This window comes from Micromonospora sp. AMSO1212t, assembly GCF_008868145.1.
In the GTDB taxonomy this organism is placed as follows: domain Bacteria; phylum Actinomycetota; class Actinomycetes; order Mycobacteriales; family Micromonosporaceae; genus Micromonospora; species Micromonospora tulbaghiae.
Genome location: NZ_WBKS01000140.1, coordinates 1 through 15,315, shown reverse-complemented (window position 1 = coordinate 15,315; position 15,315 = coordinate 1). Strand labels below are relative to the sequence as shown.

General features: G+C 73.9%; 18 protein-coding genes. 6 read left to right on the top strand and 12 right to left on the bottom strand.

Annotation, left to right across the window (positions count from 1 at the left end; genetic code table 11):
• Window positions 1–882, bottom strand: an 882-nt coding sequence (locus F8279_RS25635) for a virginiamycin B lyase (protein ID WP_151501307.1), incomplete at its 3' end; no start/stop codon positions are given.
• A gap of 181 nt (window positions 883–1,063) precedes the next feature.
• On the opposite strand from F8279_RS25635, the gene F8279_RS25630 reads away from it, so the two are divergent.
• Window positions 1,064–1,594: a hypothetical protein gene (locus tag F8279_RS25630; protein WP_091421214.1), complete on the top strand. Its 531-nt coding sequence runs from the start codon at window positions 1,064–1,066 to the stop codon at window positions 1,592–1,594.
• 154 nt (window positions 1,595–1,748) lie between these two features.
• On the opposite strand, the gene F8279_RS25625 is transcribed toward F8279_RS25630, so the two are convergent.
• The 4 genes from F8279_RS25625 to glnA all read right to left on the bottom strand — a co-directional run bounded on the left by F8279_RS25625 (window position 1,749) and on the right by glnA (window position 4,789).
• Window positions 1,749–2,111, bottom strand: coding sequence for a VOC family protein (locus F8279_RS25625; protein WP_091421219.1), 363 nt, complete (start codon window positions 2,109–2,111; stop codon window positions 1,749–1,751).
• Window positions 2,112–2,208: 97 nt separating this feature from the next.
• Window positions 2,209–2,901, bottom strand: coding sequence for a YafY family protein (locus F8279_RS25620; RefSeq protein WP_091421225.1), 693 nt, complete (start codon window positions 2,899–2,901; stop codon window positions 2,209–2,211).
• 32 nt (window positions 2,902–2,933) lie between these two features.
• On the bottom strand, window positions 2,934–3,359 hold the full coding sequence (locus tag F8279_RS25615) for a DUF350 domain-containing protein (RefSeq protein ID WP_091421231.1): 426 nt from the start codon (window positions 3,357–3,359) through the stop codon (window positions 2,934–2,936).
• A gap of 80 nt (window positions 3,360–3,439) precedes the next feature.
• Complete coding sequence (gene glnA / locus F8279_RS25610) at window positions 3,440–4,789, bottom strand: type I glutamate--ammonia ligase (RefSeq protein WP_091421234.1); 1,350 nt, start codon at window positions 4,787–4,789, stop codon at window positions 3,440–3,442.
• Between the two features lie 205 nt (window positions 4,790–4,994).
• Between glnA and F8279_RS25605 the strand changes: the two genes are divergently transcribed.
• Both F8279_RS25605 and panB read left to right on the top strand, forming a co-directional pair.
• On the top strand, window positions 4,995–6,755 hold the full coding sequence (locus F8279_RS25605; protein WP_151501306.1) for an NAD+ synthase: 1,761 nt from the start codon (window positions 4,995–4,997) through the stop codon (window positions 6,753–6,755).
• 118 nt (window positions 6,756–6,873) lie between these two features.
• Window positions 6,874–7,719 (top strand): 3-methyl-2-oxobutanoate hydroxymethyltransferase, encoded by an 846-nt coding sequence (gene panB / locus F8279_RS25600; protein WP_151501305.1) that lies wholly within the window; start codon window positions 6,874–6,876, stop codon window positions 7,717–7,719.
• A 46-nt stretch (window positions 7,720–7,765) separates the two neighbouring features.
• Here panB and npdG read toward each other — a convergent pair whose 3' ends face one another.
• The 4 genes from npdG to F8279_RS25580 all read right to left on the bottom strand — a co-directional run bounded on the left by npdG (window position 7,766) and on the right by F8279_RS25580 (window position 11,056).
• Entirely contained in the window at window positions 7,766–8,464 is a 699-nt protein-coding gene (gene npdG, locus F8279_RS25595) for an NADPH-dependent F420 reductase (RefSeq protein ID WP_151501304.1), read from the bottom strand.
• Window positions 8,465–8,530: 66 nt separating this feature from the next.
• Window positions 8,531–9,967, bottom strand: coding sequence for an RNB domain-containing ribonuclease (locus tag F8279_RS25590; RefSeq protein WP_151501303.1), 1,437 nt, complete (start codon window positions 9,965–9,967; stop codon window positions 8,531–8,533).
• Between the two features lie 60 nt (window positions 9,968–10,027).
• Entirely contained in the window at window positions 10,028–10,774 is a 747-nt protein-coding gene (locus F8279_RS25585; protein ID WP_151501302.1) for a histone, read from the bottom strand.
• 78 nt (window positions 10,775–10,852) lie between these two features.
• Entirely contained in the window at window positions 10,853–11,056 is a 204-nt protein-coding gene (locus F8279_RS25580) for a hypothetical protein (protein WP_030273123.1), read from the bottom strand.
• Window positions 11,057–11,238: 182 nt separating this feature from the next.
• On the opposite strand from F8279_RS25580, the gene F8279_RS25575 reads away from it, so the two are divergent.
• Entirely contained in the window at window positions 11,239–11,685 is a 447-nt protein-coding gene (locus tag F8279_RS25575; protein ID WP_151501301.1) for a hypothetical protein, read from the top strand.
• 102 nt (window positions 11,686–11,787) lie between these two features.
• Here the strand turns inward: F8279_RS25575 and F8279_RS25570 are convergent, their stop codons facing one another.
• On the bottom strand, window positions 11,788–12,750 hold the full coding sequence (locus F8279_RS25570) for a hypothetical protein (RefSeq protein ID WP_151501308.1): 963 nt from the start codon (window positions 12,748–12,750) through the stop codon (window positions 11,788–11,790).
• Window positions 12,747–13,070: a PadR family transcriptional regulator gene (locus F8279_RS25565; protein WP_151501300.1), complete on the bottom strand. Its 324-nt coding sequence runs from the start codon at window positions 13,068–13,070 to the stop codon at window positions 12,747–12,749. Before F8279_RS25565 ends, F8279_RS25570 begins: the two co-directional genes overlap by 4 nt.
• A 240-nt stretch (window positions 13,071–13,310) precedes the next feature.
• Between F8279_RS25565 and F8279_RS25560 the strand changes: the two genes are divergently transcribed.
• Window positions 13,311–13,682 (top strand): hypothetical protein, encoded by a 372-nt coding sequence (locus F8279_RS25560; RefSeq protein WP_030504201.1) that lies wholly within the window; start codon window positions 13,311–13,313, stop codon window positions 13,680–13,682.
• 5 nt (window positions 13,683–13,687) lie between these two features.
• Window positions 13,688–14,164 (top strand): roadblock/LC7 domain-containing protein, encoded by a 477-nt coding sequence (locus F8279_RS25555; RefSeq protein WP_225853410.1) that lies wholly within the window; start codon window positions 13,688–13,690, stop codon window positions 14,162–14,164.
• A gap of 146 nt (window positions 14,165–14,310) precedes the next feature.
• Here F8279_RS25555 and F8279_RS25550 read toward each other — a convergent pair.
• Window positions 14,311–15,315: threonine/serine dehydratase (locus tag F8279_RS25550; protein WP_225853409.1), on the bottom strand; the 1,005-nt coding region annotated here is incomplete at its 5' end.

Sequence of the window (15,315 nt, the reverse complement as noted above, 5' to 3'; positions counted from 1 at the left end):
CTGACGGTCACCCCCGACGGCGCCGATCTCCAGGGCCGCCCAGACCGCGCCGTCGGGGGTGACCGTCAGGCCGTGGGGTTCGGACGCCGGGGTCGGCAGGTCGTGGGCGGTGATGTGGCCGTCGGGGTCGACGTGCCCGATGCGGTTGGCGCCCCACTCGGTGAACCAGCAGCCGCCCGCCGGGTCCGCGACGATGGCGTGCGGACGGGCCGCCCGGTCCGGCAACGGGATCTCGTCGATCCGCCCGTCCGGCGTGATCCGGCCGAGCTGCCCGGCGACGATCTCGACGAACCAGAGCGCGCCGTCGCCGCCCCGGGCGATGCCGACCGGTCCGGCCGCCTCGGTGGGCAGCGGATGCACCGTCACCGACCCGTCCAAGCCGACCCGGGCGATCGCGTTCGCCTGGTTGAGCGTGAGCCAGAGCGCGTCGTCCGGCCCGGCCGCCAGCATCGACGGGAAGCCCTTCTCGACCGGCAGCGGGAAGGACGTGACCTCCCCGTCGACGCCCACCCGGCCGACCGTGTCGTCGTTCATGCCGGCGTACCAGAGCGCGCCGTCCGCACCCACCGCCAGCCCGCACGGGCCGCAGCCGGGCGGCAACGCCACCGAGCTGGTCTCGCCGTCGACGGTGATCCGGCCGAGCCGGTCGTCGCCCGAGCGGGTGTACCAGAGCGCGCCGTCGGGGCCGCCGGCGATGATCAGCGGACGGCTGCCGGGCGGGTCGTCGCGGTAGGTCCGTACCTCACCGTCGAGGCCGAGCCGGGCGACGCCGCCGGAGCCGGCCAGCGTCAGCCAGAGGGCGCCGTCGGGCCCGACCGTGATCGAGTACGGCCCGGAGCCCGGCCCGGTGAGCGGGATCTCGCGGATGACGGGCTGTGTCATCGAGTGGCCTTTCCTCGGTTTTCGCCCAGCCTTGCGGGCGCTCCGACACCCCGGCAACACGAATAAAAAGGGCCTTCCGGGCGGGATTGCCAGCTCGCTGACAGGTTCACCACGGGTTGCCCCCAGTTCCGGCGACCACTGTCGGTGACGTCATCGCACCACCACCGAACAGGAGAATCGCATGATCCGCACGATGTCGAAGAAGCACCTGCTGGTCGGCCTGGCCGCCGCCGGTGTGCTCGGCGTCGGGATCGCCGCCCCGACGGTGGCGCTCGCCGACGACAAGAGCCCGAACCCGTCTTCGAGCGCCAGCAGCAGCACCGACCAGGGTGACGACCGCCGCCAGAAGCACGCCGACCGGCAGGCCGAGTTCGCCGAGGCGCTCGCCGGGGAGCTGGGCGTCTCGACCGACAAGGTCACCGCGGCGCTGGAGAAGCTGCACGAGCAGCGGCAGGGCGACCGCCCGGAGCGGCCGGAGCGGCCGTCGACCGAGGACCGGCAGGCCGCGCTGAAGGAGCGGCTGGACCAGGCCGTCACCGACGGCAAGCTCACCCGGGAGCAGGCCGACGCGGTGCTGAAGGCCGCCGAGGCGGGCGTGTTCCCCGGCCCCGGCAAGGGTGGCCACGACGGCAAGCCCGGCCACCACGGCAAGGGCGGCGACAAGGCCGACAAGGGCGCCGAGGCCGAGCAGGAGGGCCAGGGCGGCAAGTGACGTGGTGGCCCCGCCGCCCCTCACCGGCCGTTCCCTCCTCCTGGCCGGAGCTGAGCGGGGCCACCCCCGGTGGCGGTGCCCGAACGGGCACCGCCACCGCGCCGTTCCCGGTGCGGTCGTCGCAGTCCCGGCGACGACCGCACCCGACACACCGTCAGCCCTCGGCGGGCGGGGTGAAGACGCCGAACAGGTTGCCCGACGGGTCACGCAGCGTGGCGCGCACCAGGCCGGCCGGCGTGGTCACCGGCGCGGTCAGTACGACGCCGCCGGCCTCCTCGGCCCGGCGGCAGGTCTCCGCCACGTCGCCCACCTGGGCGTAGAAGGTCGCGTAGTTGCCGTCGTCGGTGCCCCGGATCGCGCCGCCGATCCCCGGCTCACCGCCGGCCGCCGTCTGCCGGTACGACCCACCCGGGCCGCCCTGCTCGAAACTCCAGCCGAACAGCTCGGAGTAGAACCGCTGCGCCTCGTCCGGGCGGTCGGAGCCGATCTCGAACCAGGTCACGGGCGTGCTGGACATGCTTCCTCCTGGGATTCGCGCCGGCGGTCGGCCGGCGTCGTCAGGATTCAGCGTGCTGCCGGGTCACGACAGCGTCCTGTCGGTGTTTCCACCCGGATCAGACCAGGGTGAGCGGGCGCACCCGGTCGACGGGCACGTCGAGGTCGCCGGGACGCAGCTCCCGGGTCACCGGCTCGGCCAGCGGGTGCACCGACACGATCCGGTCGGTGCGGAAACAGCGCAGACCGTCGCGCAGACGGCACCAGGCGACCAGGTACCAGTGCACCGAGTTGCCCAGGTAGGCAAGCGGCTCCACGTCGCGCGCCGAATCGGCGCCGCCGCGGTCGGCGTACCGCAGGCGCAGCACCCGCCCGGCGGCGACCGCGTCGGCGACGGCGGCCGGGACGGGCGTGCCCGGCCCGTCGCCGACCAGGTGCACCCGGCCGGCGAGCCGGTGCGCCTCGGCCGCCGCTTCGGGAGGCATCACCGCGACCAGCTTGCGCAGCGCGGCGCCGGCCGCCGGGGCGAACGGGGAACCGCCGAGCCGGTGCAGCGCGACGGCCATCGCCACCGCCTCGGCCGGGGTCAGGTTGACCGGCGGCAACGTGCGCGCCCGGTCGACCACGTAGCCGCCGGTGCGGCCCGGCTCGGCCCAGATCGGCACCCCGGCGCCCTGCAACGAGGAGATGTCGCGCTCGACGGTGCGGGTGCTCACCTCGAAGCGGCGGGCCAGCCAGGTCGCGCTGCGCGGGCGCGGCGAGACCGCCCGCAGCTCTTCGACCAGGGCGTAGAGGCGGTCGGTGCGGTTCACCCCCGGACGCTAACCCGGGGGTACGACACCCCTCAGGCGATGCAGGCGCAGACGATCAGCGCGGCGCCGAAGTGCGTGGCGGCGCTGACCCGGGCCGCCGGGTGCGGCTCGTCGGCGGCGATGACGTCGCCCAGCCGGCCCGGGGTGAGCAGGTCCAGCACCAGGAACGCGAGCGCCATCACCAGCAGGCCGACAAGCCCGAACACCACTGTGGACGCGAGCCCCTTGGCGAACGAGCTGTAGCTGGTCAGCACGGCGGTGAAGACGATGCCGGCGATACCGAGCTGGTTGGCGGCGAGCAGCAGCGCGGCGTTGCCGTTGCGGCGTACCCAGATCAGCTCCCGCAGCTTGCCCGGGGTGAGCAGGTCGACGAGCAGGAAGCCGGCGGCCATCAGCGCCACCCCGACGATCCCGAACACGATGCTCTGCCACGCCCCGTCGAGCAGATCTCCCAGCACCAACGCCTCCCCGGCTCACGCCGCCCGGCGGAGGTGCCGGGACGGTGCCGCAGACGATAGCGGCACCACGCCAGCGTGATCTAGAGAGAGAGGTAGCGCTGCCGCTCGTACGGGGTGACCTCGCGGCGGTACTGCTCCCACTCGGAGCGCTTGTTGCGCAGGAAGAAGTCGAAGACGTGCTCGCCGAGCACCTCGGCCACCAGCTCGGAACCGGCCATCACGTCGATCGCCTCGGCCAGGTTCTCCGGCAGCGCCTCGTACCCCATGGCGCGGCGCTCGGCGCTGCTCAGCGACCAGACGTCGTCCTCGGCGCCCGGGGGCAGCTCGTAGCCCTCCTCGATGCCCTTGAGGCCGGCGCCGAGCATCACCGCGAACGCCAGGTAGGGGTTGGTCGCGGAGTCCAGCGAGCGGACCTCGACCCGGGCCGAGTTCGGCTTGCCGTACGCGGGCACCCGCACCAGCGCGGACCGGTTCAGGTGGCCCCAGCAGACGTACGCCGGGCTCTCGGTGATGCGGTCCGGCAGCGCCTGCGGGAACAGCCGCTTGTACGAGTTGACCCACTGGTTGGTGACGGCGGTGTACTCCCGGGCGTGGGTGAGCAGCCCGGCGATGAACGACTTCGCGACCTTGGACAGCTTCATCGGGTCGCCGGCGTCGTGGAACGCGTTGCGCTCCCCCTCGAACAGCGACAGGTGGGTGTGCATGCCGTTGCCGGGCTGGTCGGTGAACGGCTTCGGCATGAAGCTGGCCTGCACGCCGGTGGAGAGCGCCACCTCCTTCACCACGTGCCGGAAGGTCATGATGTTGTCGGCGGTGGTGAGCGCGTCGGCGTAGCGCAGGTCGATCTCCTGCTGGCCGGGGGCGACCTCGTGGTGGCTGTACTCCACCGAGATGCCGATCCGCTCCAGCGCCAGCACGGCCTGGCGGCGGAAGTCCCGCGCCACGGCGTGCGTGGTGTGCTCGAAGTAGCCGCCGGTGTCCACCGGGACCGGCACGGAGCCGTCCTGCGGGCCGTTCTCCAGCAGGAAGAACTCGATCTCGGGGTGGGTGTAGAAGGTGAAGCCCTTGTCGGCGGCCCGGGAGAGCATGCGGCGCAGCACGTGCCGCGGGTCGGCCCAGGACGGGCTGCCGTCGGGCAGCGAGATGTCGCAGAACATCCGGGCGCTCTCGCCGCTGACCCCGCCCTCGAACGGGAAGACCTGGAACGTCGTCGGGTCCGGCATGGCCACCATGTCCGACTCGAAGACCCGGGCGAAGCCCTCGATCGCGGAGCCGTCGAAACCGATGCCCTCGTCGAAGGCCGCCTCCAGTTCCGCGGGGGCCACCGAGACGCTCTTGAGCGTGCCGAGCACATCGGTGAACCACAGCCGGACGAAACGGATGTCCCGCTCTTCCAGCGTACGGAGGACGAACTCCTGCTGACGGTCCACTTCCACCCCTCGTGACACGTACATCCGCACCGGTCGGGCCGGCCCGGCCTGACCGCCCAGTCTCCACCGGGCTCGTTACGCCGACGTTACGCCCTCCCCGGCCGGCCGTCCCGCCGTGTCCACGGGGCTGGGACACGCGGGGCCGCGGTGCCCGTATGCCGCAACCGGTCGGATTCGGCCGGGACGCCTGGGGGAAGATGGGGACATGCCCACCCTGCGTCTCGCCCTGTGCCAGGTCAACCCGACGGTAGGCGACCTCGCCGGCAACGCCGGTCTGGTCCGCGCGTGGACCCGTCGGGCCGCCGACGCCGGCGCCCAGCTCGTCCTGTTCCCCGAGCTGATGCTCACCGGTTACCCGGTCGAGGACCTGGTGTTCCGCCGCTCGTTCGTCGCCGCGTCCCGCGCCGCGCTGCGCCGGCTCGCCGCCGACCTGGCCGCCGACGGTCTCGGTGACCTGCCGGTCCTGGTCGGCTACCTGGACGCGGACGGCCCCCCGCAGGTCAGCTCCGACGCGGAGCCGGGCCGGGGCGCCCGCAACGCGGCGGCGGTGCTGCACCGGGGCGAGGTGGTGGCCACCTACTTCAAGCACCACCTGCCCAACTACGGCGTCTTCGACGAGGACCGCTACTTCGTCCCCGGCGACACGCTCACGGTGGTGCGTGTGGGCGGTGTCGACGTGGCGCTGACCATCTGCGAGGACCTGTGGCAGGCCGGCGGCCCGTTCGCGGTGGCCCGCCAGGCCGGCGTCGGGCTGGTGCTGAGCATCAACGGCTCGCCGTACGAGCTGGACAAGGACGACGTGCGGCTGCCGCTGGTGCGCCGGCGCGCCGCCGAGGCCGGGGCCGCCGTCGCGTACGTGAACATGGTCGGCGGCCAGGACGAGCTGGTCTACGACGGCGACTCGATGATCGTCGCCGCGGACGGCACGTTGCTGACCCGGGCGCCGCAGTTCGTCGAGCACCTGCTGGTGCACGACCTGGAGCTGCCGGCGGCGGCCGGGGCGCCGGGCGGGGCCGGCGCGCTGACCGACGGGATGCGCGTGGCCCGCCACGAGATCCCGGCGATCCCGGCCGCGCCGGCCGGCCCGGCAGTCGACGGCGGGATCATCGAGCCGGTCGCCGACGAGGCCGAGGTGTGGCACGCGCTGGTGCTGGGCCTGCGCGACTACATCGACAAGAACCGCTTCCCCTCGGTGGTGCTCGGCCTGTCCGGCGGCATCGACTCGGCGGTGGCGGCGGCCATCGCCGTGGACGCGGTCGGCCCGGACCGGGTCGTCGGCGTCTCGATGCCCAGCCAGCACTCCTCCGAGCACTCCCGCACCGACGCCGAGGACCTGGCGAAGCGCACCGGCCTGGACTACCGGGTCGAGCCGATCCAGCCGATGGTGGACACTTTCCTGGCGAACATGTCGCTGTCCGGTGTGGCGGTCGAGAACCTCCAGGCCCGGGTACGCGGCGTGATCCTCATGGCGCTGTCGAACCAGGAGGGCCACCTGGTGCTCACCACCGGCAACAAGAGCGAACTGGCGGTGGGCTACTCGACGCTGTACGGCGACTCGGTGGGCGGCTACAACCCGGTCAAGGACGTCTGGAAGACACTCGTGTGGCGGCTGGCGAAGTGGCGCAACGCCGACGCGGCGCGGCGCGGGCAGACGCCGCCGATCCCGGAGAACTCGATCGGCAAGCCGCCGTCGGCCGAGCTGAGCCCGGGCCAGCTCGACAGCGACACGCTGCCCGACTACGACGTGCTCGACCCGATCCTGATCGGCTACGTCGACGGTGACCTGGGCCGGGACGGACTGGTCGAGTCCGGTCACGACCCGGCGGTGGTGGACAAGGTGCTGCGGATGGTGGATACCGCCGAGTACAAGCGACGGCAGTCCGCGCCCGGCACCAAGATCTCCATGAAGGCGTTCGGGCGGGACCGGCGGCTGCCGATCACCAACCGGTGGCGCGAGGACGGCTGACAGCTCCCCGGCCGGGGAGTGACATCCTCCACTCCGACCTGCCCGCGGCCCGCCGCCCGGTGCGACGATCGCGGGGAACCCGGGGACCGCGTGCGCGGCCTCGAGGAAGGAGATTGTCATGGTGGATTCCACCCCGGCCGAGGTGACCGCCCTCTACGGCGGGCCGGCCACCCGGCGGGTACGCACCCGGGATCTGATCGCCGCCAAGGAGCGCGGCGAGCGGTGGGCGATGCTGACGTCGTACGACCAGTACACGGCCTCGATCTTCGACCAGGCGGGGATCCCGGTGCTGCTGGTCGGTGACTCGGCGGCGAACAACGTCTTCGGCTACGAGACCACGCTGCCGGTGACCGCCGAGGAGCTGCTGCCGCTGGTGCGTGCCGTGGTCCGCGCCACGAAGCACTCGCTGATCGTCGGTGACCTGCCGTTCGGCTCGTACGAGGAGGGGCCGGCGCAGGCGTTGCGCACTGCGGTGCGGTTCATGAAGGAGGGCGGCTGCCACGCGGTGAAGCTGGAGGGCGGGCGGCGCTGCGCCGCCCAGATCGAGGCGATCACCGGCGCCGGCATCCCGGTGATGGCGCACATCGGCTTCACCCCGCAGAGCGAGCACACGCTGGGTGGCTACCGGGTGCAGGGCCGGGGCGAGGCGGCCGAGGAGGTGCTCGCCGACGCGCGTGCGGTGGCCGAGGCGGGCGCGTTCGCGGTGGTGCTGGAGATGGTGCCGGGCGAGGTGGCCAAGCGGGTCACCGCCGAGCTGCCCATCCCCACGGTCGGCATCGGGGCCGGTCCGGACACCGACGGCCAGGTGCTGGTCTGGCAGGACATGGCCGGGCTGCGTACCGGCCGGGCGCCGCGCTTCGTCAAGCGCTACGCCGACCTGGCGGGCGCGCTCACCGACGCCACGCGCCGGTTCGCCGACGAGGTACGCGGCGGCGAGTTCCCGGCGGCCGAGCACACGTTCTGAGGCGGGTACGGCGGGAACCGGCGCCGGCCGGTTCCCGCCGCGCCCGTCAGAGGTCGGTGACCCGGATGCCGGCGTGCGCCTTGTAGCGCTTGTTGATGGCGATCAGGTTGGCGGTGAACGCCTCGATCTGGTGGGCGTTGCGCAGCCGCCCGGCGTAGATGCCCCGCATGCCGGGGATCCGCGCGGCCAGCGCGCCGACCACGCCCACGAGTTCCCGGTCCTCGGTGCAGATCAGCACGTCCAGGTCGATCCGGTCGATCTCCGGGTCGGCCAGCAGCGGCGCGCTGACGTGGTTGAACGCGGCGCAGATCCGGGACTCGGGCAGCAGCGCGGCGGCCTGCTGCACGGCGCTGCCCTCGGCGACGTCGAGCGCGTACGGGCCCTGCTTGTCGAAGCCGAGCGGGTTGACGCAGTCCACCACGATCTTGCCGGCCAGCGGTCCGGCGAGCGCGGCGACGGTGGCCGCGTGCCCGTCCCACGGCACCGCCACGATCACCACGTCGCTGCGCCGGGCGACGTCCTCGTTGTCGCCGCCGGAGACGACGGCGCCCTCCGGTACGTGCGGCAGGGCGGCGATCTCGGCGGCGGCCTGGGTGGCCCGCTCCGCGGTGCGGGAGCCGATCAGCACGGTCTGCCCGGCCCGGGCGAACCGGTAGGCGAGACCCCGTCCCTGGTCGCCGGTGCCACCGATGATGCCGACGGTCAGCCCGGAGACGTCGGGCAGCGTGGTCGCGTCGTAAGCCATGGGCTCATCCTCGCAAAGCGGGGGCGCGCGCGGTGCATCCCGATGCTGTGACAATGGCCGCGCTGGTCACGCCCGTTCGAAGGCGACCCGGCGCTGGGCCGGGTCGGCGGCGGTGAGGCGTACCCGGACGCGTTCGCCCAGCGGCAGCTCGCCGGTGCAGCGGGCGCGCACCGGCGGTTCGTCGAGCGCGATGGTGCCGCCGGGCGGGCGACCGGGGCGGCCGTTGCCCGCCGGGCGCGGTTCGTCCACGTCGAGCACCGCCGCCTCGAACGTCTCCCCCACCCGGTGCGCGAGCAGCACCGCCTCGGCCAGTTCTACAGCGCCCCGGGTGGCGGCGCCCGCCGTCCGGTCGGTCGCGGCCATCACCTCGGGCAGCTTCGGCAGCGCGGCCCGGACCTGCTCGGGCACCTCGCGGCCCTCGTGCAGCGCCAGGCAGACCTCGGTGGCGTAGCGGTCGGCCAGCCGCCGCAGCGGCGCCGTGACGTGCGCGTACGCGGCCGCCACCCCGCCGTGCTCGGGCTGCTCGGGCAGTTCCCCGTCGAAGGCGGTGTACGCGGCGCCGCGCATCAGCTCGGCGGCCTGGTCGACGAAGGCGGCCACCCGGGGCTGGGAGGTGTCCAGCCCGTCGAGCACCTGACCCACTGCCGTGCCGTCCGGCCAGGACACGCCGAGCGGGCCTGCGGCGAGCCGCAGCCGCTCGACCGCCTCCGGGCGGGGGCGGGGCATGGTGCGCAGCAGCCCGATCCGGCCGGCCAGCATGATGTCGGCCGCGGCCATGCCGGTCAGCAGCGAGATCTGGGCGTTGTGCTCCTCCATCGGGCCGGGGCCGCGCAGCACCAGCCGCCAGCCGTCACCGTCGGGCTCGACGTCCTGCTCCGGCAGCGGCAGGTTGATCGCACCCCGGCTCAGTCCGCGCGCGGTGAGCAGCGCCCCGATCTCGGGCAGCAGGGCGATCGGCTCGGGCAGCCGGCCGGCGTCGGCGTCGCGCTGCACGCCGCCGTAGTCGAGCTTGGCCCGGCTGCGCACCAGCGCCCGCTCCAGCGTGACGGCGACGGTGCCGCCGTCGGCGTCCAGGTCGACGGTCCAGAGCACGGCGGCCCGGTCGGCGTCGGGCAGCAGGCTCGCCGCCCCCTCGCTGAGCGTGTGCGGGTGCAGCGGCACGTTGCCGTCGGGCAGGTAGACCGTCTGCCCCCGGCGCCACGTCTCGGCCTCCAGGTCACCGCCGAGGCGTACGTGGGTCAGCACGTCCGCGATCGCGTACCGGACACGGTAGCCGCCGCCGGGACGGCGGGTGAGGTGCATGGCCTGGTCGAGGTCGCGCGAGGTCGCCGGGTCGACGGTGACGAACGGGATGTCGGTCCGGTCGGCGACGGCCGGTGGCGGCGCGGCGGCGGCCGCGTCGGCCTCGCGCTGCGCCGCGGCCGGGAAGCTCTCGGGCAGTCCCAGCTCGCGGCGCAGCGCGCCGAAGTCGATACGGGGCGCCAGTACGCGTCGGATCACCACGGGGTAATCCTGACAGCGCCCCGCACGTTCCGCTTCCCGGGAGGGAGCGGTGTCCGGGCGTCAGGCGCGGCGGGCCGGCGCCTTACGTGCGGTGGTGCTCTTCGCGGCGGTGCTCTTGCGGGCCGGCGCCTTCTTCGCGGCGGTGGTCTTCTTCGCCGTGGTGGTGGTCTTGCGCGCGGTCGTGGTCTTGCGCGCGGGCGCCTTCTTCGCCGCCGCCTTGCGCGCCGTGGGACGCGTCGAGGCGGTGGTCTTCTTCGCCGGCGCCTTCTTCGCCGCCGTGGTCTTCTTGGCGGCGGTGGTCTTCTTCGCCGCCGAGGTGACCTTCCGCGCGCCGGTGGTCTTCTTGGCCGCCGTCGTCTTCTTCGCCGCCGTCGTCTTGCGGGCCGGCGCCTTCTTCGCGGTGGCGGTGGTCCGGGCCGTCGTGGTCTTCCGGGCCGCTGTGGTCTTCTTCGCCGCCGCCGTCTTCTTGGCCGCTGTGGTCTTCTTCGCGGTCGTCTTCTTCGCCGTGGTCTTCTTGGCCGGCGCGCTCTTGGCGGTGGCCCGGCCGGCCGGAGCCGTACGGCCCGCGGTCTTCTTCGCCGTCGTCCTGCTGGTGGTGGCCTTGGTGGCCGGCGCCTTGCGGGCCGCCGACACGACCTTCCTGGCGGCTGCCTTCTTGGCCGCCGCCTTCTTCGCCGGTGTCCGTCCGGCGCCGGCGCCCGAGGCGTTCGGCGACGCCTTGGTGACCGTCGTCGTCCTGCCCGCGGCGGTCCTCTTCGCGGTCGTCCGTTTGGCGGCCGGGCGGGTGGCCTGCTGTGCTTCGGCCATCTCGGTTCCCTTTCCTGGGGACGTGCTCCCGCCCTCGCGGGAGCACGGATCACCTCGACGCGGGCCCTCCCGCGCCGTCTAGCGGCCCTCCCCGGCCCAACGGGCGTCCTCGGCGTCCCACGCGTCGTTCCGCTCCCGCACCGTCTGCAGGGCGTTGTCCGCGTCGGCGGCTGAGGCGTACGGTCCGAGAACGTGCTTGGCGGGGCACACGTCGGCATCGGTCTCGACCCGGTGGTGTCGCGTGCACCAGTAGTAGTGCCCACCACTTCCGTCGTCGCTCATGCGATCACTGTGCACCGGGAACCGCCCGGCCGCCACCGGAACGGCACAAATAGTCACGTCCTTCTCCACATTAGACCTGGTCGGAGCGGTTGCGGCGGGGAACGGTGGAAGACCCGGAGATGCCTGCACTCGTCCGAACGGCCGGTACCGGCGCGGGTGGGAACCGGACAGGATCGGCGCTCGTGATCATCGCGACGACGGGCACGGGGGCCTGTCCGCGATGCGGCGCGACGCCGGTGTCGCTGGACGGGGCGTTGCCCTGGTGCGCCGGCTGCGACTGGAACCTCGACACCTACGACGCGCGCCGCCAGCCGCCGGAGTTCGACTGGTCCAGGGTCGACCGGCGGACCCACCGGCTCGCCGCGCGGCTCACCCGTCAGCAGTACGCCACCCTGCTCGGCCGGTCGCTGGAGTCGACCGGGCCGGGGCTCACCGGCGTCCTCGTCGCCGGCATCTCGGTACTGCTCCTGCTGGGCGTGGCGGGACTCGCCGTGGCCGGGGTGTGGCTGCTGTTCGCGTACCCCTTCCCGAACCTCGCGGTGGTCGGCGGCGTGGCGCTGATCGCGCTCGCGGTGGCGCTGCGGCCGCGTTTCGGCCGGCTCGACCGAAACTACGCCGGCGGCCGGTGACCCAGCCGGCGCTGACCATGCTCGGCAACGCCGCCGACCTGTTCCGCCCCGGCCTGGCACTACGAGCGGGCCGGGCGGGCACTGAGCTGTAACGCCTGACGTTCAGGCGGGTGCCGGGACGGGCTCCGGACCGGGTACGGCGGCAGGCGCCGGCCGGGCTGCCGCGATCGCGTACGCCAGGGCGTAGGGCGTGCCGGCCAGGTGGAACATCGGCTCGACGAGCACCCGGTCGGTGATGAGGAACCGTTCCCACTCGGTCGGCCGGGGCAGCCCGAACGACGAGTCGGTCCAGCAGGTGAACAGCCAGAGCGGCGCGGAGATCCGGTCCACCGAGTCCGGGGGCAGGCCGTCCGCCACGGGTGCGGTGGCCGGGATCGAGGTGACCACCGCGAGGATCACCGCCGCGTCGGCCGCGACAAGCGCGCTGAGCAGCCCGGCCAGCCACGCGGCCCGGAGCCGGCCCCGGCGCGCCAGCGCCCCGGCGGCCCACAGCGCCGCCGTGAGCAGCGCCAGCCAGAGCAGCAGCCCTGGTGCGCTCTCCCAGACGCGGCTCTCGCCCCGGCCGGCGAACAGCGCCAGCGTCGCGGTCACCGTCGCGGCGATCGGCAGCACCACACCGAGCGCGGTGGGCAGCGCCCCCACGCGTACGGTCCGGCGCGCGGCCCGGCCGACGACGAGCGCGAGCGCCACGCCGAGCAGCGCGGTGAGCGCCGCCCAGGTCGGCAACTGCGCGGCGGCGGCCCACGGCACGCGCATCTCCAGCCACCCGTGCGTCAGGCCCATCACCACGCCCGCGAGCGCGAGGACCGCGACGCAGGCCGGCGGCGCGAGCAGCAACACCCCTGCGGTACGCCCCAGCCGCCGCGACCCGGCCCGGTCGGTCAGTGGCGTGGCCGCCCGGCCGGCCGCCAGGCTCGCGGCGAACCGGAGCATCCCCCACCGCCGCCCGGCCCGGGCCAGTTCGTGCAGCTCGGCGGCCCATTCCCGGGCCAGGCCGGCGCGCAGCTCCGCCGGCCAGCGGCGCACCGCGACCCGCAGCAGCAGCACCGCCACCCGCCGGGTCACCACGCCGGTGCCCCGGCCGGGTCCACGCCGGCCCGTTCGGAGGGTACGAGGGCACGCAGCTCCGCCAGCGCCAACCGCGCCGAGCGGATGCCCTCGCCGGTGAGGCGGTAGTAGCGGCGGGCCGGGCGTCCGGCGGCGACCGGGTCGACGTCCTCCCAGTCGGCGGCGAGCCAGCCGGCTGCCTGGAGGCGGTGCAGCACCGGATAGAGCGTCCCGCTGGGCAGGCCGGTGAGCCGCATCAGGTCGAGGCCGTAGCGCGGCGCCTCGGGCTCGGCGAGCAGCGCCGAGAGCACCTTCGCCACCGGAATGGTCAGTCGCACGGGCACACTCTATCGGAACTCTACATAGGGAGGGTGCACCGTCGTAGCAGGACAAACGGTGATCGACAATGGGACGCCATGGTCCCTTTGCCGGGACCGGCGGCCGGTCCGGCGGGGACCGCTCAGGTGGATCACCAGCGGCCCGGATGCAGGCCGGGACTCCATATGCGAGCCTCGACGGACCGAATCCGCTGCCCGCCCGCTCCGGCGGACAGCGGCCCGAGCTGGGGAGAGAAAATCGTGGGCAACCTTGACATCGCGCTGAAGAACGCGATGAACATCGACGGCGCGATCGGGGCCGCGCTCGTCGACTACACCAGTGGCATGACACTCGGCGTCGCCGGGGGCACCGGCGAGATCGACCTGACCGTCGCCGCCGCCGGCAACACCGACGTCGTACGCGCCAAGCTGCGCACCATCGAGATGCTCAAGCTCGACGACGAGATCGAGGACATCCTGATCACGCTCGGCAGCCAGTACCACCTGATCCGCCCGCTGAGCAACCGCACCGGCAAGGGCCTGTTCCTCTACCTGATGGTGAGCAAGAGCCGGGCCAACCTCGCGATGGCGCGGCACCAACTGCGCATGATCGAGGAGAGCCTGGAACTGTGAGCCGGGTGGACGACCTCCCCCGCCGTACGCGCGCCCAGTCCGGCACCCTGCCGCCACCACGGGCGCTTCCACAGTCGCTGGCCGGCAACCCGGCGCTGCCGTACCCGGCCATCAGCCAGGAACTCTCCGCGCTGCGGTTGCAGATCCCCGGCGTGCACGGCTGCGTCCTCGGCGGCGTCGACGGCCTGCTCGTCACGCACAACCTGCAGAACGGCGCCGACCCGGACGACCTGGCCGCGCTCGCCGCCACCATGTACGGGCTCGGCCGCCAGGTCGGGTCGCGGCTGGGACAGGGCGAGTTTCAGCAGTCGACGGTGCGCAACGCGGGCGGCTACCTCAGCGTCTACGCGATCAACGGAGAGGCACTGCTCGCCGTGATCGGCACGGACAGCATCAACGTGGCGCGGCTGCACCTGCACGCCCCGACCACAGCGGCCCGGCTCGCCGAGCTGCTCGACGACGTCAGCCCGGCCACGTCCTGACGTACGCCGGCCGTCCCGGTCCCCACCCGTCCGGACCGGAGGCGGCCGGCGTACCCCCGGGTTATGGGCGCGGCGGTCGCGCGCCTCGTGCGGTGGCCGCCTGGCGCGGTCGCGCGCTCGGCGCGGCGGTCGCGCGGCGCGGCGGGTCAGGCGCCGAAGCGGCCGGCCCACGCGGTCACGTCGGCCACCGTCGCGTTGCCGCCGCAGACCACCAGGCCCAGCCGGGCGTCGTCCCCCACCCGCTCGATCACCCGGCGGGCGGCAGGCAGCAGGCACCCGGCGGCCGGCTCGGCCCACACCTTGGCGTGCTCGGCCAACTCGACAGTGCCCCGCACCGCCTCGGCGTCGGAGACCACCAGGACGTCGCTGACCAGCGCCGTCACATGGTCATAGGTGAGCTGCGAGACGCTCGGCGCACTGAGCGTGGTGACGATCGACGACAACGGCACCTCGACCGGGCCGCCCTTCGCGATCGCCTGCGACATCGCCTGCGCGCCCTCGGTCTCCACGCCCCAGACGCGTACCCCCGGCCGCCGCGCCCGCAGCGCCGCCGCCACACCCGAGATCAGCGCGCCCCCGCCGATGCTGACCAGCACGTCGGTCAGCTCACCGGCGTCGTCGGCGAACTCCAGCCCGACAGTGCCCTGCCCGGCGAGCACAATCGGGTCGTCGAACGGGTGCAGCAGCGTCACACCCTCGTCCCGCAGCCGGTTCATCAGCGCGAACGCGCCGGCCATGTCCTTGGTCAGCCGCACGTCCGCCCCGGCCGCGCGGGCCACCTCGACCGCCCGCGCCGGCGCCGTGCGGGGCATGACCACAGTCGCCGCCACGCCGAGCGCGCCCGCCATCACCGCGACCGCGATGCCGTGGTTGCCGCCGCTGACCGCTACGACCCCGGCCGCCCGCTGCGCGTCGTCCAGCGCGAGCAGCTTCGCCGCCGCACCCCGGGCCTTGAACGATCCGGTACGTTGCAGCAGCTCCAGCTTGGCGGTGACCGGTACGCCGAGCAGCTCGGTCAGTCCCGGGCTGGGCACGGTCGGGGTGTGCACGACGACGTCGGCGATCCGGTCGGCGGCCGCCTGGATGTCCGCAAGCTCGATCACCACCGCAGCGTGCCACACCAGCCCTCGCACCCCGCGCCGCCCTCGCCG